20 protein-coding genes are annotated in these 20,329 nt (G+C 40.9%); 7 read left to right on the forward strand and 13 right to left on the reverse strand.

What is annotated here, in order from left to right; all coding sequences use genetic code 11:
* Nucleotides 1-9 precede the first annotated feature (9 nt).
* The 6 genes from WNY79_RS11375 to WNY79_RS11400 all read right to left on the reverse strand — a co-directional run bounded on the left by WNY79_RS11375 (nucleotide 10) and on the right by WNY79_RS11400 (nucleotide 4,375).
* Nucleotides 10-456 (reverse strand): VOC family protein, encoded by a 447-nt coding sequence (locus tag WNY79_RS11375; protein ID WP_342875907.1) that lies wholly within the window; start codon nucleotides 454-456, stop codon nucleotides 10-12.
* A gap of 92 nt (nucleotides 457-548) precedes the next feature.
* Nucleotides 549-830: a hypothetical protein gene (locus WNY79_RS11380; protein ID WP_342875908.1), complete on the reverse strand. Its 282-nt coding sequence runs from the start codon at nucleotides 828-830 to the stop codon at nucleotides 549-551.
* 248 nt (nucleotides 831-1,078) lie between these two features.
* The gene (locus WNY79_RS11385) at nucleotides 1,079-1,408 is read right to left on the reverse strand and encodes a hypothetical protein (RefSeq protein ID WP_169044595.1); all 330 of its coding nucleotides are present in this window, start codon (nucleotides 1,406-1,408) and stop codon (nucleotides 1,079-1,081) included.
* A 397-nt stretch (nucleotides 1,409-1,805) separates the two neighbouring features.
* Entirely contained in the window at nucleotides 1,806-3,452 is a 1,647-nt protein-coding gene (gene groL, locus WNY79_RS11390) for a chaperonin GroEL (protein WP_076925777.1), read from the reverse strand.
* Nucleotides 3,453-3,500: 48 nt separating this feature from the next.
* Nucleotides 3,501-3,788, reverse strand: a complete 288-nt coding sequence (locus WNY79_RS11395) for a co-chaperone GroES (RefSeq protein WP_007580032.1) — start codon at nucleotides 3,786-3,788, stop codon at nucleotides 3,501-3,503.
* A gap of 110 nt (nucleotides 3,789-3,898) precedes the next feature.
* Nucleotides 3,899-4,375, reverse strand: coding sequence for an FxsA family protein (locus WNY79_RS11400; protein ID WP_007580034.1), 477 nt, complete (start codon nucleotides 4,373-4,375; stop codon nucleotides 3,899-3,901).
* A gap of 178 nt (nucleotides 4,376-4,553) precedes the next feature.
* Here WNY79_RS11400 and cutA point away from each other — a divergent pair, with 178 nt between their 5' ends.
* The 5 genes from cutA (at nucleotide 4,554) to accC (ending at nucleotide 9,265) form a co-directional block, all read left to right on the forward strand.
* Nucleotides 4,554-4,874: a divalent cation tolerance protein CutA gene (cutA, locus tag WNY79_RS11405; RefSeq protein ID WP_002958839.1), complete on the forward strand. Its 321-nt coding sequence runs from the start codon at nucleotides 4,554-4,556 to the stop codon at nucleotides 4,872-4,874.
* A complete protein-coding gene (locus tag WNY79_RS11410; protein WP_342875909.1) occupies nucleotides 4,874-6,709 on the forward strand; it encodes a protein-disulfide reductase DsbD in 1,836 nt (611 codons plus the stop codon). The genes cutA and WNY79_RS11410 overlap by 1 nt, the downstream gene beginning before the upstream one ends.
* A gap of 228 nt (nucleotides 6,710-6,937) precedes the next feature.
* Nucleotides 6,938-7,390: a type II 3-dehydroquinate dehydratase gene (aroQ, locus tag WNY79_RS11415; protein WP_024600056.1), complete on the forward strand. Its 453-nt coding sequence runs from the start codon at nucleotides 6,938-6,940 to the stop codon at nucleotides 7,388-7,390.
* A 40-nt stretch (nucleotides 7,391-7,430) separates the two neighbouring features.
* Nucleotides 7,431-7,898 carry an acetyl-CoA carboxylase biotin carboxyl carrier protein gene (accB, locus tag WNY79_RS11420; protein ID WP_342875910.1) on the forward strand — a complete coding sequence of 156 codons (468 nt, stop codon included), beginning with the start codon at nucleotides 7,431-7,433 and terminating at the stop codon, nucleotides 7,896-7,898.
* 26 nt (nucleotides 7,899-7,924) lie between these two features.
* Nucleotides 7,925-9,265 carry an acetyl-CoA carboxylase biotin carboxylase subunit gene (accC, locus tag WNY79_RS11425; RefSeq protein ID WP_007580045.1) on the forward strand — a complete coding sequence of 447 codons (1,341 nt, stop codon included), beginning with the start codon at nucleotides 7,925-7,927 and terminating at the stop codon, nucleotides 9,263-9,265.
* A 370-nt stretch (nucleotides 9,266-9,635) separates the two neighbouring features.
* On the opposite strand, the gene WNY79_RS11430 is transcribed toward accC, so the two are convergent.
* Nucleotides 9,636-10,337 carry a FadR/GntR family transcriptional regulator gene (locus tag WNY79_RS11430; protein WP_007580047.1) on the reverse strand — a complete coding sequence of 234 codons (702 nt, stop codon included), beginning with the start codon at nucleotides 10,335-10,337 and terminating at the stop codon, nucleotides 9,636-9,638.
* A gap of 199 nt (nucleotides 10,338-10,536) precedes the next feature.
* On the opposite strand from WNY79_RS11430, the gene WNY79_RS11435 reads away from it, so the two are divergent.
* Both WNY79_RS11435 and WNY79_RS11440 read left to right on the forward strand, forming a co-directional pair.
* Complete coding sequence (locus tag WNY79_RS11435) at nucleotides 10,537-11,295, forward strand: SDR family NAD(P)-dependent oxidoreductase (protein WP_002958845.1); 759 nt, start codon at nucleotides 10,537-10,539, stop codon at nucleotides 11,293-11,295.
* 3 nt (nucleotides 11,296-11,298) lie between these two features.
* Nucleotides 11,299-12,273 (forward strand): 2-dehydro-3-deoxygalactonokinase, encoded by a 975-nt coding sequence (locus WNY79_RS11440; RefSeq protein ID WP_342875911.1) that lies wholly within the window; start codon nucleotides 11,299-11,301, stop codon nucleotides 12,271-12,273.
* Nucleotides 12,274-12,327: 54 nt separating this feature from the next.
* Here WNY79_RS11440 and glpD read toward each other — a convergent pair whose 3' ends face one another.
* From glpD to WNY79_RS11470, 6 genes are all read right to left on the reverse strand, one after another.
* Nucleotides 12,328-13,833, reverse strand: coding sequence for a glycerol-3-phosphate dehydrogenase (glpD, locus tag WNY79_RS11445; protein ID WP_024600060.1), 1,506 nt, complete (start codon nucleotides 13,831-13,833; stop codon nucleotides 12,328-12,330).
* Between the two features lie 210 nt (nucleotides 13,834-14,043).
* Nucleotides 14,044-15,543 carry a glycerol kinase GlpK gene (gene glpK, locus WNY79_RS11450; RefSeq protein WP_033037088.1) on the reverse strand — a complete coding sequence of 500 codons (1,500 nt, stop codon included), beginning with the start codon at nucleotides 15,541-15,543 and terminating at the stop codon, nucleotides 14,044-14,046.
* A gap of 208 nt (nucleotides 15,544-15,751) precedes the next feature.
* Nucleotides 15,752-17,074: a dienelactone hydrolase family protein gene (locus tag WNY79_RS11455; RefSeq protein ID WP_076925772.1), complete on the reverse strand. Its 1,323-nt coding sequence runs from the start codon at nucleotides 17,072-17,074 to the stop codon at nucleotides 15,752-15,754.
* A gap of 27 nt (nucleotides 17,075-17,101) precedes the next feature.
* Entirely contained in the window at nucleotides 17,102-18,106 is a 1,005-nt protein-coding gene (locus WNY79_RS11460) for a Gfo/Idh/MocA family oxidoreductase (RefSeq protein WP_342875912.1), read from the reverse strand.
* A gap of 19 nt (nucleotides 18,107-18,125) precedes the next feature.
* Nucleotides 18,126-19,274: a galactokinase gene (gene galK / locus WNY79_RS11465; protein WP_342875913.1), complete on the reverse strand. Its 1,149-nt coding sequence runs from the start codon at nucleotides 19,272-19,274 to the stop codon at nucleotides 18,126-18,128.
* Nucleotides 19,264-20,328, reverse strand: a complete 1,065-nt coding sequence (locus tag WNY79_RS11470) for a UDP-glucose--hexose-1-phosphate uridylyltransferase (RefSeq protein ID WP_182769395.1) — start codon at nucleotides 20,326-20,328, stop codon at nucleotides 19,264-19,266. The genes galK and WNY79_RS11470 overlap by 11 nt, the downstream gene beginning before the upstream one ends.
* Nucleotide 20,329: the final 1 nt, after the last annotated feature.

The raw sequence follows: 20,329 nt of genomic DNA on the forward strand, positions 1-20,329 counted from the left end.
TTTATCGTACTAATTATTAAGCTGTAATAAATCCCATTTTGTACCATACAAGTCTTCAAAAACCACGACGGTACCATAGGGTTCTACTCGAGGTTCTTCGTTAAATGTAACGCTTTTAGAAAGCATTAAATTATAATCTCGCCAAAAGTCATTGGTATGCAAAAATAAAAACACGCGACCACCCGTTTGATTACCAATAGCGCTTATCTGTTCGGGTGTTGTGGCTTTAGCAAGCAGTAGATTAGTCCTGCTCGAATTAGTCCCGTTTGAATTAGTCTCGTTTGAATTAGCCCCGTTTGAATTTGGAGGTGAAATTAACACCCAGCGTTTATCATCTCCTAAATCAGTATCCTCGACTAACTCAAAGTTGAGCTTTTGAGTATAAAACTCAATGGCATCGTCGTAGTCCTTAACAACTAATGCAATGCTGCCAATATGCTGTTGAACGTTAGTCATGTTTAGTTTGCTCCGTACTCTTGAATAAATGTGCTTTTTATCATATTTAGTAAACAATTACGCAGGTATATGCCCGCAGTATGTAATATGAATTAACTTACGAGTTCGTCTTCATCATCGGGTGGATCACCTGAGTCTTCTTTGCGTTTTCTTTGTTCTTGTTTTGCTTTTTGAACATTTTCGTAGGTAGGCGGTGGGATAGGAATAATAGAAATAAGCGGAAAGAATGCTAAAAATAAATAAGCCCCCTTAGACATACTTTTACCCCACGTGACCATTTTGAGCATAGCCCAAACTACGAATGAAAATAACCCAGTCACAAGGGCAATAAAAACAAAGAAGATGAATATTGTGTTATTACTTAATAAATCCATTTAATATAAATCTTAGTTATACGTAACTTAGATGTGGGTATAAATTAAACAATGTCAATGGTTTTTATACTAAAAAGCAAAAAACCAGCCGAAGCTGGTTTTTTATATAAGCGAGGTGCTTAAACGGCGATGTTGATGTCGGGTAGGGAGCCATTGCTGCATGCTCCTCCTATAGGGATCGTACGTGCGAGTTTCCCGCTTACGTGGCTCAAGCCTTTATAAATCAGTATCTAAGTACAAAACAGCGACTAGCCTTTTGTCAAATAAAGTGAAATTATGGTTGTAACCATTATTCCTAAAATAGCCACGGAGATGTTCAATACCGTCAATCTGTTTGGCAGTGTCCATTCTGATTCTTTCTGATCAAAGTTTTCGTAGGCTGAAATTCCTCTCATCGTAATTTGAACTTTGCTAAAAATAACCCCATTATCATGACTTTGTTTCTGACCTTGTATATATCCTTCAGAAATAAGCTGTGACATTGTTATCACCTTTTTATTATCAAAGTCACAATAGAAACCATAAGTTTCGTCTTGATTTTTCACTTGATTTAAAAGTTCAAAATGTTCACTGTTCATAGACAACACTCTCATCTGTTCAAAGTTACGTCTATTATACCAAAAATAAAAAAGTATTTTCTCAACGCCTAGTTTGAGTGTAACTGCCTGTATCAATTGGGATGCAACAATACCAGATTACTCATTTCATCACTGGCATCTTTAACTCCTTCCACGATATGATGAATATTCCATCTCATTTATTTGGTGATTGTGTGGCAACACACTGCATCACGGTTGCCTGAGCCAAAGCGATGATACCTTTCATTCACACCTAGTGTTTCTAAGTACTGTTATAATATTATTCAAATAGGGCTAACCATTAAGGGTAAGCTGTCTATAGTTTTTCTGCTAAAAAGCAAAAAACCAGCCGAAGCTGGTTTTTTATATAAGCGAGGTGCTTAAACGGTGATGTTTATCACATCATGCCGCCCATACCACCCATTCCGCCCATGCCACCCATATCAGGTGCACCAGCTTCATCTTTCGGGATTTCTGCTACCATTGCTTCAGTAGTGATCATTAGACCCGCAATAGACCCTGCAAATTGTAATGCAGAGCGTGTTACTTTAGTTGGATCTAGGATACCCATTTCAATCATGTCGTTGTATTCGCCAGTTGCTGCGTTGTAACCAAAGTTACCGTCGCCGCCTTTAACTGCGTTAATTACAACAGATGCTTCTTCGCCAGCATTAGTTACGATTTGACGAAGTGGTGCTTCCATTGCACGAAGTGCAACTTTAATACCGTGGTTTTGATCTTCGTTGTCGCCAACTAAATCAACTAGCTTGCTAGCAGCACGTACAAGTGCAACACCGCCGCCAGGTACTACGCCTTCTTCAACCGCTGCACGAGTTGCATTTAATGCATCTTCAACGCGGTCTTTTTTCTCTTTCATTTCGATTTCAGTAGCAGCACCTACTTTGATTACTGCAACACCGCCAGCTAGTTTAGCCATGCGCTCTTGAAGTTTTTCTTTATCGTAGTCTGATGTTGCTTCTTCGATTTGTGCTTTAATTTGAGAAACACGACCAGTAATACCCGCTTCTTCACCAGCACCATCAATGATTGTTGTATCATCTTTTGTGATAATTACGCGCTTAGCTGTACCTAGGTCTTCAACTGTTGCTTTTTCAAGCTCTAAGCCGATTTCTTCAGAAATAACAGTACCGCCAGTTAATACAGCGATATCTTGTAGCATTGCTTTACGACGGTCGCCAAAACCTGGTGCTTTAACAGCTGATACTTTAACAATACCGCGCATGTTATTAACTACTAATGTAGCTAGTGCTTCGCCTTCAAGGTCTTCTGCGATGATTAGTAGTGGTTTGCTTGCTTTAGCAACCGCTTCTAATGTTGGTAATAATTCGCGGATGTTAGATATTTTTTTATCTACAAGTAGAATAAATGGGTTATCTAGTTCAACGGTGCCTTTTTCTGGGCTGTTGATAAAGTAAGGAGATAAGTAACCACGGTCAAACTGCATGCCTTCAACAACATCTAGTTCGTTTTCAAGTGATTGACCTTCTTCTACAGTAATAACACCACTGTTGCGGCCTACTTTTTCCATTGCTTGTGCAATGATGTCGCCAATCTCTTTATCAGAGTTAGCTGAAATAGTACCTACTTGTGCAATTGCTTTAGTATCAGAACAAGGAACAGATAACGCTTTAAGCTCTGCAACAGCAGCAATAACTGCTTTGTCGATGCCGCGCTTAAGATCCATTGGGTTCATGCCCGCTGCAACCGCTTTAAGGCCTTCATTAACAATAGACTGTGCAAGTACTGTAGCGGTAGTTGTACCATCGCCGGCTGCATCATTTGCTTTAGATGCAACTTCTTTAACCATTTGTGCGCCCATGTTTTCAAACTTGTCTTCAAGTTCGATTTCTTTTGCTACAGATACACCATCTTTAGTGATAACTGGTGAGCCAAATGATTTATCTAGTACAACGTTACGGCCTTTAGGACCTAATGTAACTTTTACTGCGTTTGCTAGGATGTTTACGCCAGTTAGCATTTTAGCGCGTGCGTCACCTGCAAAAAGTACTTCTTTTGCTGCCATGTTTTAAATTCCTCTAAATTCTTAAATGTTTATAAACGAAAAGTAGGTTTAGCCTACAATGCCTAAAATATTATCTTCACGCATGATCAGGTACTCTTGACCTTCGATCTTTTCAACTTTTTCAACATATGAGCCAAATAACACAGTGTCACCGGCTTTAACTTCTAACGCTCTCACGTCACCGTTTTCTAAAACGCGACCATTACCTACGGCTACAACTTCTCCGCGAGTTGATTTTTCAGCTGCAGAGCCAGTTAATACAATACCGCCAGCAGATTTTGTTTCTTCTTCTAGACGTTTAACGATTACGCGATCTTGTAAAGGACGAATGTTCATGTTTTTTAGTTCTCCTAACAGTTTCTGAACAGTACAGAAAAAAGCTTTTCTAATTTGCATTCATTAATGGGGGTAGAGTGAAAAATTCCAAGAGAAAAAACGATAAATTTTTAATCTTTTCTCTCATATTCACCATCAATAGTGGTTGGTCGTTCCATTTGCCCTTGCTCTCGTTCAGCATGTTGCTGCCCGGCAAACGGCGATGGCCCTTGTTGCATGCCAGCGCTCATTCTAACAGTTGCTTGGCTAGCAAGGCCTGCAGCCAGTTTGTTACGAATTGCAGGGGTTAATAATAGTAGCCCAAATACGTCAGTCATAATGCCAGGAGTAAGGAGTAATACACCTGCAATTACAACGCATATTCCGGTAAATAATTCTTTGGCTGGCATTTGCCCTTGCGCCATTTGCGCTTGTACGTTTTGCAGCGCACCCATACCCTGTGTTTTAACCATTTTGGCACCTAAAATCGCAGTAATAACCACAAGTGCAATTGTTGCAAATCCGCCAATCACGTCGCTTACTTGAATCAGCAAAGCGATTTCGATAATAGGGATGATAATAAACAACACAAATAAAAATCTAAACATAGCGCTCTCTAAATAATGACACTCAAAAGAGTTGATGAAATATAAATGAGGGTGACTAGGTCTCTTTTCAAGGTTAGGGCATAGGTATCGTCATTTTACTGATATTTAAGCGTCTACACATTGTATCGGCTATCAGATACTATGAAGCTAGACACTGTCCAATAAGAATAGGTTCATAATGACTACGCATTTTAAAATGATTTTTACGACCTGCAAAGATGAAGCAGAAGCACGCAGCCTAGCAAGGGCGTTGGTAGAAAAAAAGCTAGCAGCTTGTGTAAATATTTTACCTAACATGGGCTCTATTTATATGTGGGAAGGCGAAGTGGCAGAAGCAACTGAAGCCAAGCTACTTATAAAAACAAAAGCAGATAAAATGAACGATGTGTTTTTAACAATAAAAGAGCTACATAGCTACGAAGTGCCGGAGATTCAGGTTGTAGAAGTTTCAACAGGTAATTTGGCGTATTTTAATTGGATGGACGAGGTACTGAATTAATGCGTTTTTTCTTTTTATTGTTGGTTACATTATTAACCGTACCCGTAAAGGCTGCGACTAATAATGTGCTTGGTGATCTACTTGGGCCTCCGCAACAGACTTTTTTACCTGTAGACCAAGCGTTTGTTTTTGATTTTGACCAACAAGGCAGTACCTTGTTTGTAGGTTGGGATATAGCGCCAGACTATTATTTATATAAAAAGAAAATAGAAATTATCGCCAAAGGTGCAAACATTCAAGTAGGCGACTCCGGCAGTGGCGAAACTATTGAAGATGAATTTTTTGGTAAAACAGAAGTCTTTTTTAATACCGCGAGCGTTGTTAGTAAGTTAAGTAATATCACTGAGGGAGCGGTTGTTAAAGTTCGCTATCAGGGCTGTGCAAAAGCAGGGCTTTGTTATCCGCCAGAGGTAATTAGCATTCCACTTAGTGTTATTAGTGGCGCACAGATTAAAAATGTAGATCAAAATAGCGCTACCGATGAAACGGCAGCCGCAGCAAATACGTTTGCAGCACTTAATGAGCCAACTACTGAACCCACAACAAATTCAGATGACACCAAAAAAGAGCTTACTTTTACTGAGCAATTAGCAAGTCAGAGCTTAATAACTAATTTACTCATATTTTTTGCTGTTGGTGTAGGCCTTGCTTTTACGCCTTGCGTATTCCCTATGTTTCCTATTTTGTCGAGCTTAATTGCGGGTCAGCAAAACCTTTCAACTAAAAAAGCCTTCGCGTTATCGTTTGTATATATACAAGGCATGGCAGTTACCTATGCAGCGCTTGGTTTAGTTGTTGCTGCTCTTGGTGGGCAAGTGCAGGGATATTTACAGCATCCATTTGTGTTAATCAGCTTTAGTTTGTTGTTTGTATTATTGGCTATGTCGATGTTTGGTTGGTACGAAATTAAACTGCCAAGCAGTATGATGAGCAAGCTAACTCAAGTAAGTAACAACCAAAAAGGCGGCAACTACGTTGGCGTATTTTTAATGGGTGTACTTTCGGGCTTAATAGCATCACCTTGTACTACGGCGCCACTGTCGGCGGCACTGTTATTTGTAGCGCAAAGTGGTGATTACTTAGTAGGTGGTTTAACACTGTACGTGCTTAGTTTAGGTATGGGATTACCATTGTTATTACTTGGCACATCTGGCGGTAAACTACTGCCTAAAGCGGGTGGTTGGATGGAGCAAGTTAAAACCTTATTTGGTTTTGTGATGCTCGTTGTGCCGCTTATATTACTTGAGCGACTAGTAAGCGCCGACATTATATTATTAATGGCAGGTGTGCTTGCATTAGCAACAGCACTGTACTTACATCATTGGCAAAGTAGCCAAACACAAAGCAAGTTAAAAACTGCATTATGGTTTGCAGCAACTCTATTAGTTATTACTGGCTTTACGTTAACTAAAAACTACTTTTGGCCGGTACAAGTACAAACAGTACAGGTAAGCTCACAAAATAATGAGTTTAAACAGGTTGCTGATTTAGCAGAATTAAAAGAAGCAGTTGCACAAGCAAACGACGAAGGTCGAATGGTTATGGTCGATTTATATGCCGACTGGTGTGTGGCATGTAAAGAGTTTGAGCATTACACCTTTCCTGATGCCAAAGTGCAAAGTGAGTTTAGCCATTATCAGCTTATTCAAATTGATCTAACTGAAAGTGATAATAAAACAATTGAGCTAATGGAAGAGTACACTGTGTTTGGTTTACCTAGTATTTTGTTTTTTAACACTCAAGGACAAGAGCTTAGTATGCAGCGCGTAACGGGCTTTTTAAATGCTGAGGACTTTGCTAAACACCTAGCAGTTGTGCGCGCCAGCGCACAATAATAGTGCAATAGTGCCACTTGAATTGTCTAAGTGGCACCTTCATAATTCCCCTTATATTTGTACCCACGACACTGATAAGACCAGTATTTTGCTGCTATTTACGTCGAAATCACTATAATAGTTGGTTAACGTGAGAAATTGTTGCTACATTGCTTTTTCTGCTTACTTAAAAGTGAAAAATTAGTTAGTAACCGCTTAACTCATTACTTATAGGATATATCGCGTATTATGGCTGCAAAATTTAACCTTTTAGTTATAAATGGTCCAAATTTAAACATGCTGGGCAAACGTGAACCGGATAAATACGGTTTTCAAACGCTAAGTGAAATTATGAGCGAACTAACAAGTGCCGCTGATAGTCTAGATGTTGAGTTAACGCATTTTCAAAGTAATAGTGAGCAAGCACTCATTGAACGCATTCACAATGCTTGGCAAGCGGTTGATTACATAATTATCAATCCAGCTGCATTTACGCATACTAGCGTCGCATTACGTGATGCACTGTTGAGTGTTGATATTCCGTTTTTTGAGGTGCACTTAAGTAATGTGCACGCACGTGAAGCCTTTCGTCATCATTCGTATTTTTCTGATGTGGCACAAGGCGTAATATGTGGATTAGGTGCAATGGGTTATCACGCAGCATTAAACGCCGCTGTTAACCGGTTGCAAAGCGCAATTTAATTTAAATTAACACACAAACAACTTACAGGCGGGTCGTGTAATGGATATTCGCAAGATAAAGAAGCTTATCGAATTAGTAGAAGAATCAGGTATTGCTGAGCTAGAAATCACTGAAGGTGAAGAATCAGTACGTATTAACCGTAACAACATGAGTGCAGGCCCAGGTTACCCACAATTTGCTCCACAGCAATATGCACCAGCGCCAGCAGCACCAGTTGCAGCGGCTCCTGTAGCTGTTGAAGCAGCAGCACCAGCAGCACCAGCTGAGCCTACGGGTCATCAAGTTAAATCACCAATGGTTGGTTCTTTTTACTCTGCTGCGTCTCCTGAAGCTCCAGCATATGTAGAAGTTGGTCAGCAAGTTAAAGTTGGCGATACACTTTGTATTATCGAAGCTATGAAAATGATGAACCAAATTGAATCAGATAAAGCCGGTACAGTAAGAGCTATCTTAGCTGAAAATGGCGAGCCAATAGAATTTGATCAACCTCTATTCATCATTGAATAATAGCGTAACCTAAAAGGCCAACTCTAATGTTAGATAAAGTAGTCATTGCAAACCGAGGTGAAATTGCACTTCGTATATTGCGCGCCTGCAAAGAGCTTGGGATCAAAACGGTTGCTGTGCATTCAACGGCAGATCGCGATCTTAAGCATGTATTGCTTGCAGATGAAACCATCTGTATTGGTAGACCATCAGCAACTGAAAGTTATTTAGATATTCCGCGCATTATTGCTGCGGCTGAAATAACTGACGCTGTAGCGATTCATCCTGGTTACGGTTTCCTTGCAGAAAATGCTGATTTTGCCGACCAAGTTGAGCAAAGTGGATTTGTATTTATCGGTCCTCGTGGCGACACTATTCGCCTTATGGGTGACAAAGTGTCTGCTATCGCAGCAATGCGTAAAGCAGGTGTACCATGTGTACCAGGCTCAGACGGTCCGGTATCAGATGATAAAGAACGTAACATGCAAATCGCTAAGCGTATCGGTTACCCGGTAATCATCAAAGCCGCTGGTGGCGGTGGTGGTCGTGGTATGCGTGTTGTTCGCAGCGAATCTGAACTTATTGATTCAATTGCATTAACACAGCAAGAAGCTAAGCAATTCTTTGGTAATAGCATGGTTTACATGGAAAAATTCCTTGAAAATCCACGCCATATCGAAGTCCAAGTATTAGCAGACGGTCAAGGTAATGCAGTGCATTTAGGTGAACGTGATTGTTCTATGCAACGTCGTCACCAAAAAGTAGTTGAAGAAGCACCAGCACCAGGAATTACTGCTGAAACGCGTAAATTCATTGGCGAGCGCTGTACACGTGCATGTATTGAAATTGGATACCGCGGTGCAGGTACGTTTGAGTTTTTATACGAAAACGGCGAGTTTTACTTCATTGAAATGAATACACGTATTCAGGTTGAACACCCTGTAACTGAAATGGTTACTGGTATCGATTTAGTGAAAGAGCAGTTAAAAATTGCAGCGGGTCAGCCGTTATCATTCACTCAAGACGACGTTGTTATTCGTGGTCATGCTATTGAGTGTCGTATTAATGCTGAAGATCCTGAAACGTTTATCCCGTCACCGGGTAAAATTACACGTTTCCATCCAGCAGGTGGTTTAGGTATTCGTTGGGACAGCCATATTTACGCTGACTACACGGTTCCACCACATTATGATTCAATGATTGGTAAGTTAATTACTTACGGTGAAAACCGTGACGTAGCTATTGCCCGCGCGCGCAATGCACTTAACGAGCTAGTAATTGACGGAATTAAAACTAATACTCCTTTGCATAAGAGAATTCTTGCAGATGAAAACTTCCAAAATGGTGGTACTAACATCCACTATCTTGAGAAGAAATTAGGATTGTAATTCTAGCCTGCAAAAGGCGTTTTATCTCAGTTAATAACCAGAGTTATTAATCTGATTTAAATAATTAAAAATCCGATATCAGGAGACTGATATCGGATTTTTTAATGCCTGTAATTTATATCAATTCGCTTAATTAAATGATCTATTTTGAGGGCGGAAAAACGTGTTGCTAGCTAGGCAAAAAATTCGCTATTTAGTTGTTTTAAATGAGAATTTTTTAACGCAGGTAGCGACGCGTTTAGCCCCGCAAAATGATTAAGTATTATTGCGGATTGGTATTAAGCCTTATAGACAATAAAAAAGTCCATAAAATATACTGCAAAGAGTAAATTCGATGGACTCAATATTTATACAATATCTTGAAATAACATTAAACTAATTTAGATTCAATTAACTGCAGTGCTTCTTCTAAAATTGTTTCTACTGCTTTTTTAGCGCGTTCAGGGTCGCGTGACTTTATGGTCTCTAAAATATCAGCGTGCTTAGCAACGTCTGCGCCCGGTACACCTTTAATGTGGTTTGTATAACGAATACTTACTCTAAGGGCTGTACTAATAAACTCAGTTAACTGCACAAAAAAGCGATTGTTACTGGCAACTAATATGCTGGTATGAAAAGCAATGTCAGCTTCTAGTGGATCGTCTAAGCCTTCGTCTGCTTCAGCCATACGGGCTAAAGCGTTATCAATTTCAGCGAGTTGTTCTGCAGTTGCATTTAGTGCAGCAAGCGCGGCCGCTTGTGGTTCAAGCGCGACACGTACTTGAGTAAACTCTTTTAATAATGACAGTGATGGCTTACTGCTTAAAATCCAACGTAGTACGTCGGTATCAAACATGTTCCAGCTGCTTTCAGGTAATACACGAATACCTTGCTTAGGACGAGAAGAAATTAATCCTTTAGCTGAGAGCATTTTTACCGCTTCGCGGGTGGCGCTGCGACTTACATCATATTTTATACATAAATCGGCTTCAGAAGGCAGGCCTTCGCTTACAGGGTAAACACCACGCACAATAGCAAAACCCAAATCGTGGGTTAATTGTTGTGTTAAATTTTGACGGGGTTGGCTTTTCATTGCGCAGGATTCCGAGTTGATATATTGCTTTATTATATATCATATATCATATTAATGTACTCAAGGATATGATATAAACTTTTAATTAGCTAAATATTTTAACACAGCAATAACAGCTTAGTTTGGCTCTTTATAGTGTAAGTATAAGTTTATAAAGAGTTTAAATGAAATTGAAAATGCGCTGTATGGAGAGTTGAATTTGAACACCCTCGCTCAATATCATAGTCTTTCTGGTAAAGTTATTTTTATTACTGGTGGTGCATCAGGCATCGGCAGAGCAATGGTTAAGTCCTTTGTAAACCAAAATGCAAAAGTAGCATTTATAGATATTGATGATAAGGCAGCGCAATCGCTTATTCGTGATTTACCCAATGCAAAACTATGGTATAGGCAAGTTGATGTAACTGACTCTCATGCACTTCAGCAATCACTTGTGGATGCATGCGCCGCTTTTGGTGCCATTAATGTACTAGTTAATAATGTAGCGAACGACCGCCGCCAAGCGAGCGAAGACGTTACCGTGCAAGATTGGGATCAGTGCTTACAAATAAACTTAAACCCTGCATTTTTTGCTTCTCAAGTTGCTATGTCTTTTATGAAAGGCGATGGAGCCGGCAGTATCATTAACTTTAGCTCTATTAACGCGATTATGGGCCAGCCACAAATGGCAGGCTATGTAACCGCAAAAGCAGGCTTAATAGGTATGACTAAGGCATTGGCTCGCGATTACGGCGAGTTTGGTATTCGCGTTAACGCTATTTTACCTGGATGGGTTGCTACCGACCGTCAACTAGCAAGTTGGTTTACCGAAGAAGAGCAAGTTAAGTGGATGGAAGCCATGGCGCTTAAAAAATTAGTAACACCTGAAGATGTTGCTAATTTGGCACTCTTTTTAGCCGCCGATGAAAGCAGTATGATCACCGGGCAGAGTATTAAAATCGACGGTGGGAGGCTTTAAAGCTTGGCTAATTCATCTCTTTTTATTGCTGTTGACTGGGGCACGAGCCATTTACGTGCTTATTTGTGCGAAGTACATGCGCAATCAACACTTAAATTACTAGCACAGCGTGATGGCCCAGGAGTTGTTAAGGCGAATCAAAATTTTGAGCAAACCTTAATTGACACCATTGCGGTGTGGAAGCAAGAATATGGTAGTTTACCCGTTTATATTGCCGGGCAAATTACCTCAAGTATTGGCTGGCACGAAACGCCTTATTTAGAGTGCCCAATTAATCCTGAGGGGTTACTTAATGCTGCGGTTAGTTTTGATTGCAATGGGCATACTATTAAAGCGTTACCCGGCACAAAGTGTACGCTGCAAAATAGCTTATTTGATGTAATGCGCGGCGAAGAGCTGCAAATTTTAGGGTTTTTAAAACAAAATCCAGAGTATCAACAAGGTAAAATATTATTATGTTTGCCTGGCACACATACCAAATGGGTGCTTATAAATAATGGCGAAATCATTTGCTTTAAAACAGCCATGACCGGCGAGTTATATGATTTGTTATGTCATCAAAGTATTTTAATTCCTAACGACTGCGCAGAAGGTGAGTTTGACTTTAAAGCATTTGAGCAAGGCTGCGAGCTAACTTTAGGTAGTGATAGCGGTAACTTGGCACATGGTATTTTTAGTGTGCGTACCCGCCAGCTTTCAAAGGAGCTAACACCAGTACAAGCAAAAGCCTATTTGTCGGGCGTATTAATAGGGAGCGATGTACGAGCAGCTCGCCATGCAAGCGAGTGGCAATTATTGAGTGATACACAAGTTGTGGTGATTGGTACAAAGCAACTTAATATGTGTTTTACCACAGCACTTAAGCAAATTGGTGTTAAGTGTGTTGAGTTTGATATTAAAACTGCCACGCTAAGTGGCTTTAATTATTTATTTAATTTAGAGTCAAAAAATAAACCCCTCTATAATAATCAATTATAAAGGGGTTGCATGGGAAGTTTTTAGGACTACAACAGCCTATTACTTTAGCGGTTATTAAGCAATTTTAGCCGCTTTGCTTTGCTCAATATAATCATTAAGCGTAGCAACTTGTGCCTCATTAAAACGTAGTCCTAATTTACTACGACGCCATAAAATATTGTATGCGTTTTCTGCCCACTCTTCATTTAGCAAGTAATTTACTTCTGCTGCAAATAAACCATGGCCAAAATCTTGGCCTAAATCACTCAGTCCAGTTGCACTACCTAGTATAATTTTAGCGCGAGTACCGTAAGTGCGCACAAAGCGTTTAAGTGTTATTTCAGGTAGCCATTCATATTTCGCTTTGAGTTCTGATTTAAGAGCTTCTACAGAGCTAAAATCGCCACCAGGGAGTGAGCTGTGCTTAGTCCACGCTTCGCTCATTTGTGGGTAAAATTCTTCAAGCTTATTAACTGCAGCTTCGGCGAGTTTACGATAAGTAGTAATTTTCCCACCAAACACACTCAATAGTGGTGTTTGCTTGGCGTCACTCGAAAGCTCTAATTTATAATCGCGAGTAACGGCTTGTGCATTAACTGATTCGTCATCAAGTAATGGGCGCACACCCGAGAAGGTATGTACTATATCTTCGCGTTTAATATGGTTTTTAAAGTAACTGTTAGTAATATCAATTAAGTAATCGATTTCTTCATCACTAATTTTAACGTCTTGCGCTTCACCTGTGTGTTCTACATCGGTTGTGCCAACAAGTGAGAAGTCATCTTCAAACGGAATAACAAATACAATACGCTGATCTTTATTTTGTAAAATGTAAGCTTGCTTCTCATCGTGAATGCGCGGCACCACAATGTGGCTGCCTTTCACAAGGCGAATATTTTGTGGCGACTTTTCTGCTAGCGCTTCATCAAATAATTTAGCAACCCAAGGGCCCGCAGCGTTAACAATACCTTTAGCAGAAATGCTGTATTTAGCTTTACTTTTTTGCTGCTCAAGCGTTACCTGCCACTTACCTTGCTCGCGTTTGGCATTTACACACTTAGTTTGCGTGGTAATAACGGCGCCTTTTTGCTGTGCTGCTAGGGCGTTTAAAACGACTAAGCGAGAGTCATCAACCCAGCCATCTGAGTATTCAAAACCTTTGGTAATAGAAGGTTCTAGTACGCTATTTTCGCCAAACTTGATGCTTCGAGAACCCGCTAGTGTTTCGCGCTTTGCTAGGTTGTCATACATAAACAAACCAATGCGAATCATCCATGCAGGGCGTAAATGCTTTTGATGCGGCAATCTAAAAGTAAGTGGCCACATAATATGAGGTGCATTTTTAAGTAGCACTTCACGCTCGGCTAAGGCTTCTTTTACTAATCTAAATTCGTAGTGCTCAAGGTAGCGCAGACCACCGTGGATCAGCTTAGAACTGTTTGAAGATGTTGCACAAGCAAGGTCTGATTGTTCGCACAAGAGTACTTTTAATCCTCTGCCTGCTGCATCAGCTGCTATTCCAGTGCCGTTTACACCGCCACCGATGACTAGTAAGTCATATTCGTTATCTGCTAATTCCACCGAGCTAACCTTTTTATTTGTAATATAAATAAGATATAAGCATCATAAAGCTGCTGTTTTCATTTGACAATAGAAAACCCAGTTTTTTATTTGTTAATTTTGACGCTGATCCATTTTCAATTTAAAGCAGTAAAGCATCCCTTTTAAATCTAGCTATTGGCTAAGTTAAAAAGGCGAAGTGGCTAAAGTATTTGCTTAGCCACTTAGTACTTACTCCGGACAGTTTTTATTCGTTAAACATACTTGAGCAACGCAGTGCTGCCATTTTGCATATAAATCGTTACGTTCGTCGGCGCTCATAGTTGGCTCAAAACGACGGTCGCATGTCCACATTTTAGATAACTGCTCGGTTGACTCGTACACACCTGTTTGTAAGCCAGCTAAATATGCTACGCCTAAAGAGGTCGTTTCGGTCACAGTTGGGCGCTCAACTGTTGCGCCTAAAATATTTGATAAGAAGGTCATAACCCAGTTATTTTTTACCATACCGCCATCTACACGAAGCACACTTGGGCGAAGACCATCACGCTCCATCGCTTTTTGTAAATCTTTGGTCTGGTAACCAACTGATTGCAGAGCAGCCGCAACAATAGTGCTAATACCTGAATCGCGTGTTAGACCTAAAATAGCGCCACGTGCATTAGGATCCCAATAAGGAGCACCTAAACCCGTAAACGAAGGCACTAAAAATACACCATGATCGAGCGGTACATCTTTAACCATCGATTCACTTTCGCCAGCATGGCTAAGTAGTTTTAAGCCTTCAACAATCCACTGCATCGTTGCGCCAGCCATAAATATGCTGCCTTCAATGGCGTAAGTTGGTTTGCCGTTTAATCTATAGGCAACAGTGGTCAGTAGGCGATTTTCTGAGGTCAGTGCTTTTTCGCCAGTATTAAGCATTAAAAAACAGCCTGTACCGTAAGTACTTTTTGCCATGCCTTGTTCAAAACATGCGTGACCAACAAGCGCAGCTTGCTGATCGCCTGCAATACCACAAACACGAATTGGCGCACCAAAAATGTCAGCACTGGTTGAGCCAAACTCGTCAGCTGAATCCATTACTTCTGGAAGCATAGATTCTGGAATATCGAATAACTCTAAAAGCTCTTGATCCCATTGCTGGGTATGTATATTAAATAACATGGTGCGCGATGCATTGGTTGCATCGGTGCGGTGCTCTTTGCCGCCTGTTAGCTGCCAAAGCAGGTAGGTGTCAACCGTACCAAAAGCGAGCTCACCTGCAAGAGCTTGTTCGCGTGCGCCTTCAACGTTATCTAAAATCCAACGAATTTTAGTGGCCGAAAAATAAGGGTCGAGCAATAAGCCTGTTTTTTCGCTTATCGTTTGGCAAAGCTCATCAGTTGTTAGGCTTTCGCAATAGTCACTTGTGCGACGGTCTTGCCAAACAATTGCGTTATAAATTGTTTTGCCTGTTTTTTTGTTCCACACTAACGTGGTTTCGCGTTGGTTGGTGATACCAATGGCAATAATTTCTTCAGGCTTTACATCGTTTTTAGTTAAGACTTCGCGGCTAGTACTAAGCACTGTTTGCCAAATATCGTTAGGGTCGTGTTCTACCCAACCATTTTGTGGAAAATGCTGCGAAAATTCTTGTTGTGCTGTACCAAAAACGTCTGCATCTTTTGTAAACAAGATGGCCCGAGAGCTTGTGGTTCCTTGATCAATTGAGAGTATGTATTTGGACATGATATTTGTGTTATTTATCTTATCTTATATATGACTAGATTGCCTTTAACCGAAGTTAATGGCAATGGTTTTTTCTTAAAATAGCAGATTAAAAAATAAACACGCTAATATTTGTTGGTAACTCTTTTATATAAAAGGCGTTTTATTTTTGCATTATTTTAAGGGCGTACGCGGCTATTGATTAAAAACAGCCGCTTAAAGCTTATTATTACTTGGTGTGAGGTTTAGCTTGTTGCCAATCCATACCGGTAGAAAAGCGATTATCAAACCCGCGCCACTGTGGCAGCGGTTTACCGTCAACAACAGCTTGGTCGCCGTTTTGTGGTAAATCTAAGTATTTACACTCGCTGGCTATGCCTTTTACGTGGCAATCCATCATGGCAAGTACAAAGTGTTTGTTGATTTCGTTTAGTGTGCGCATAGACCACGAAGGCTCGTAGTAATGGCCTATATCTAGCTCACTGCTGCTTTGTGCAATAGCAGGGGCTGGGTGTGGTGCAATATTATGGCGTGCATTTTTGTAAGTAAGCATGTACTTATCTTTGCTGCCTGTTTGTTCATAAAGGTTTTTAATGCCTTCATAGCCTGAAATGTCATCTAGGTTACCGGCTATATAAAGCGAAGGTACTTTAATGTTTTCCATTGCTTTGGCATCAAATATAGCGTGCTGTCCGCCCCATGGGGCAAAGGCCACCATCGCTTTTATACGTGGGTCTACTTTTGGGTTTTGGTATTGCCCACCAGCGCAGCTGTTTAGTAATTGCTGTACTTTTTCAATTTGAGCAGGGTCTTTCATACCCGTAAACATAGCCGTAGTTTGCTCATTAAAAGCGTAACAGCCACCTATCGTATTTACAGCGCCATAGCCACCCATTGAGTAACCAATTACGCCTGCGCTTTTGTTATCTACTTGTTTGCTTGCAAAGTTGTTTTGCTCATTAAAGTAATTAATAACAAACTGCTGATCGCGTGAACGATTTATTAGCGTACTAAAAAAGCCAGAGAATGGTGCGTTTTTAAAATCAACATCGGCATTGGTCGAATCGGTATGATCAAGTGCAACAACAATGTAACCGTGCGATGCTAAATGCTCGCCAAGGTAGTACATAATTGTACGGTAACCGGTATAACCGTGCGAAAGCACAATGACAGGGTAGTGCTCTTTATTATTAATGGCGACATCACGCATTGCATCGGCTTGCAAAGTAAACTCTTTACCTGAGCGAGTTTCATCTGTGTAGCTGGTAAGTGGCGCTTTTGCTGTATTTGCAGCCGGATACCACACCTCTACTTTTAAAGGACGATCTTTTTGACCTTGTGTAGCGGGGTCAAATTGCGCAGGGTTAACTAAATCAAGTGTTTGCACACCTACATTGTAGCTACCTTTAGCTGCAAGCTCTGGGAGTACTTCGCTAGTGATTGGCGGATATAGCTGCTCTGGTTTATTAGATTCAGCAACAGCTACACTGACAGATAAACTGCACGTAGCAAGTAATATGGCTTTTGAAAGCGCCTTGAGTGTGTGTGTCATTGTGTGTCCTTGTTGTATTTTTATTTTTTAATTAGTCAGTTCAGCCGACTCGACGGCATTGCTATATTGCAGTTGCCATTGTGCTCGCAAGGTATCCATTATATTCATAACTCGTAAGCTAGTACTTAGTGGCAACACGCTGCTTTGGGTTTGTTTTTGTAATATACACTGCGTGACATGTGCAATTTCAAACTTAAAGTTTTCATCGTCGCTAAAGTTGTATTCAAAGTATTTAGGGTCTTGGCCACTTATATGTAGCTCTATAGATTGCGCGCCTACAAATTGAGGTATTCGAATATAGCCAAGCTCACCGTTTATACATGCTTCTGTTGGGCCATTTTGCTGCAGTGCGCTGGCAAGAGATGCAAATTGCCCGTTACCGTAATCAATTAAAGCAGTGCTTCGCTCATCAATACCGGTTGTGCTTTTATGTACAAAAGATTTGATGTGTTCAGGGGCTTTATTAAATACCACATCAGCAATCGAAATAGGGTAAATACCTAAATCGAGCAGGGCGCCACCCGCTGTTACAGGGTTCATTAATCGGTGAGTGTCTGCAAAGCTGCCAGGTAAACTAAAGTTGGCATTAACACTGTGCACATTACCAATAACATCTTCTCTTAGGAGTTGTTGTAATTTTACTATGGCTGGTAAAAACCGCATCCAAACGCCTTCCATTAAAAAGCAGTTTTGTTGCTTGGCAAGCTTAGTGAGGTTTTGCAACTGCTTAGCATTAACGGTAATTGGTTTTTCGCTTAGCACGTGCTTATTGTGTTTTAAGCATTGGGCGATAGTTTTAAAGTGTTGATCGTGCGTATTAGCAATATATATGGCATCTATATTTGGGCACTGCATAAGAGCTTGATAGCTCTCATAGCCTTGAATATTGTACGGTGTGGCAAATTCTTTAGCGCGCTGCATACTCGTTGATGCCGCGCCAATAAGCTGTGCATCACTACAATGCGCAATGCTTTTAGCAAAGGTGTGAGCTATATTGCCACACCCAATAATTCCCCAATTAACCTTTGCCATGCTTATTCCTTAGTTTTATTTAAAAAGACGTAATTTGTAATCCTGAGCCCGCTGAACATACATAAATATCAGCATTTAAGTTAAAGCGTTCAAAGTAGTGCTGCTCAACCGCTGCTTTAATAAGAGGTACTTCCGCATCACGACATAAACATACAATAGCACCACCAAAACCACCACCCGTCATACGTACTGCACCGCGATCGCCCATGGCTTCTTTACAAATCTCTACTAGGCCATCGGTTGCAGGTACGGTTACTTCAAAGTCGTGTTTAAGTGATTGATGCGATGCTGCCATTAGGGTGCGAAGTGCATCCATATCGTTATTCTGTAGTGCAGTTGTTGCTGCAATTACGCGGTCGTTTTCGCTAATTACGTGGTGTGCACGTTTATATTCGTTTTCGCTTAATGTCGCTTTTACTGCTTGCAGGCCAGCCATGGTTGCTTGGCGAAGTGTTTCTACACCCATTTTTACAGCTGCTTGTTCGCAGTCAATACGGCGCTGGTTGTATTCGCTATCAACTAATTTACGCGGGTAGTTAGAGTTAACAATAACAATATTTAAATCATCAGGAACTTTAACTGATTTAGTTGCTAGGTTTTCACAATCAATTAGTAGCGCATGACCGTTTTCGCCTTTAGCTGAAATAAGCTGATCCATAATGCCGCATTGGCAATGCATAAAGTCGTTTTCGGCTTCTTGGCCAAATAGCGCAATTTGCTCTGGCGGTAAACCAAGCTGTGCAATATGGTTAAACATACCGCCAACTGCAACTTCTAGTGCGGCCGATGACGACAAGCCACTACCTTGCGGTAAGTTGCTGTCAATTAGTAGGTCGGCGCCACGTAGTGTGTAGCCCGCTCTTTTAAGAACATAGGTAACAGCACGAATGTAGTTACCCCATTGCGATTGGCCTTCAGTGATTTCTTCATCAACACTAAAGCTGTCTTTTTCGCCTGGGTAATTTAAAGAATGCACAGTAATAATATTGTCGTCGCGCTCTTTAAACATTACTTGGGTACGAAACTCTAACGAACACGGTAAAACAAAACCGTCGTTGTAGTCGGTAAATTCGCCAATGAGGTTTACACGGCCCGGTGCTGCTGCAATACCTTGAGCAGGCGCGCCATACAGTGACAAAAATTGTTGTTGGAATTCGTTAAGCTTCATCTGTGTGTCCTGCTGTATCTTTATAGTGTGTTGTACTGGCTGCTTTTAAAATAGAAGCAGCGGTTTCTGCGCTTAAATCGCGTTGGCTTTCGCCTAGCATTTCGTAGCCTACCATGTGTTTTTTAACAGTAGCAGAGCGAAGTAGCGGCGGATAAAAATGGGCATGCAAACGCCAATGTTGCTCATCAGAGCCTCTATTAGCCGGTGCATTGTGCCAACCCATTGAGTAGGGAAAGCTGCAATTAAATACGTTGTCGTACTTAGTGGTTAATACTTTAAGTGCCTGAGCCAAAGAGTCGGTTTGCGCATCGTTTAGCTGGCTAAAGTTTTGAATGTTATCTTTAGTTACTAGCATTGTTTCAAACGGCCACGCTGCCCAAAATGGCACAACAACAAGCCAATGTTCGTTTTCAAATACAACACGTGTTTGATCTGCTTGCTCTTTTTGCGCGTAATCGGCAAGCATGGCTGTGCCATGCTTTTTATAATAGCTAAGCTGCTGGTTATCTTCTGCTTCTATTTCGGTTGATAAATGCGAGTGAGCCCATACTTGGCCGTGAGGATGAGGTTGCGAACAACCCATTATCTCGCCTTTATTTTCAAAAACTTGTACGCATTCGTACTGCTGTGCAAGCTCTGTGTAATTTTGTTTCCAGGTTTTTACTACTTCGTGCAATGCGTTTTGGCTAAGCTCTGGTAGTGTTTTATTATGCTCTGGCGAAAAACAAATTACGCGGCATTCGCCACTGGCTTCGTCGGCAATAAATAAATCGCTGTCTGATTCTAAGCTTTGTAATTGCTCGCTGGCATTAGGTGTGAGTGCACCAAAGTCATTTCTAAATACGTGTGTGTATTTATAATCTGGGTTACTGTCGCCATTTGCACGGGTATTACTTGGGCAAAGTGGGCAGCTTTCATCGTGTTTTGGTAATACGTTTTCGTTAACGGCTTCTGTTGCGCCTAACCATGGGCGGTTATTACGATGTGGTGAAACTAATACCCAACGACCCGTTAGCGGGTTTTTACGTCTGTGAGTACTTTCTAATAAAGCCATG

The organism is Pseudoalteromonas sp. AS84, assembly GCF_038900255.1.
Classification (GTDB): Bacteria; Pseudomonadota; Gammaproteobacteria; order Enterobacterales; family Alteromonadaceae; genus Pseudoalteromonas.

Excerpts from the sequence above, each read along its gene's own strand:
- WNY79_RS11375 (WP_342875907.1), bottom strand. The coding sequence starts at position 456 with ATGACTAACGTTCAACAGCATATTGGCAGCATTGCATTAGTTGTTAAG.
- WNY79_RS11380 (WP_342875908.1), bottom strand. The coding sequence starts at position 830 with ATGGATTTATTAAGTAATAACACAATATTCATCTTCTTTGTTTTTATT.
- WNY79_RS11385 (WP_169044595.1), bottom strand. The coding sequence starts at position 1,408 with ATGAACAGTGAACATTTTGAACTTTTAAATCAAGTGAAAAATCAAGAC.
- groL (WP_076925777.1), bottom strand. The coding sequence starts at position 3,452 with ATGGCAGCAAAAGAAGTACTTTTTGCAGGTGACGCACGCGCTAAAATG.
- WNY79_RS11395 (WP_007580032.1), bottom strand. The coding sequence starts at position 3,788 with ATGAACATTCGTCCTTTACAAGATCGCGTAATCGTTAAACGTCTAGAA.
- WNY79_RS11400 (WP_007580034.1), bottom strand. The coding sequence starts at position 4,375 with ATGTTTAGATTTTTATTTGTGTTGTTTATTATCATCCCTATTATCGAA.
- cutA (WP_002958839.1), top strand. The coding sequence starts at position 4,554 with ATGACTACGCATTTTAAAATGATTTTTACGACCTGCAAAGATGAAGCA.
- WNY79_RS11410 (WP_342875909.1), top strand. The coding sequence starts at position 4,874 with ATGCGTTTTTTCTTTTTATTGTTGGTTACATTATTAACCGTACCCGTA.
- aroQ (WP_024600056.1), top strand. The coding sequence starts at position 6,938 with ATGGCTGCAAAATTTAACCTTTTAGTTATAAATGGTCCAAATTTAAAC.
- accB (WP_342875910.1), top strand. The coding sequence starts at position 7,431 with ATGGATATTCGCAAGATAAAGAAGCTTATCGAATTAGTAGAAGAATCA.
- accC (WP_007580045.1), top strand. The coding sequence starts at position 7,925 with ATGTTAGATAAAGTAGTCATTGCAAACCGAGGTGAAATTGCACTTCGT.
- WNY79_RS11430 (WP_007580047.1), bottom strand. The coding sequence starts at position 10,337 with ATGAAAAGCCAACCCCGTCAAAATTTAACACAACAATTAACCCACGAT.
- glpK (WP_033037088.1), bottom strand. The coding sequence starts at position 15,543 with ATGTCCAAATACATACTCTCAATTGATCAAGGAACCACAAGCTCTCGG.
- WNY79_RS11455 (WP_076925772.1), bottom strand. The coding sequence starts at position 17,074 with ATGACACACACACTCAAGGCGCTTTCAAAAGCCATATTACTTGCTACG.
- WNY79_RS11460 (WP_342875912.1), bottom strand. The coding sequence starts at position 18,106 with ATGGCAAAGGTTAATTGGGGAATTATTGGGTGTGGCAATATAGCTCAC.
- galK (WP_342875913.1), bottom strand. The coding sequence starts at position 19,274 with ATGAAGCTTAACGAATTCCAACAACAATTTTTGTCACTGTATGGCGCG.
- WNY79_RS11470 (WP_182769395.1), bottom strand. The coding sequence starts at position 20,328 with ATGGCTTTATTAGAAAGTACTCACAGACGTAAAAACCCGCTAACGGGT.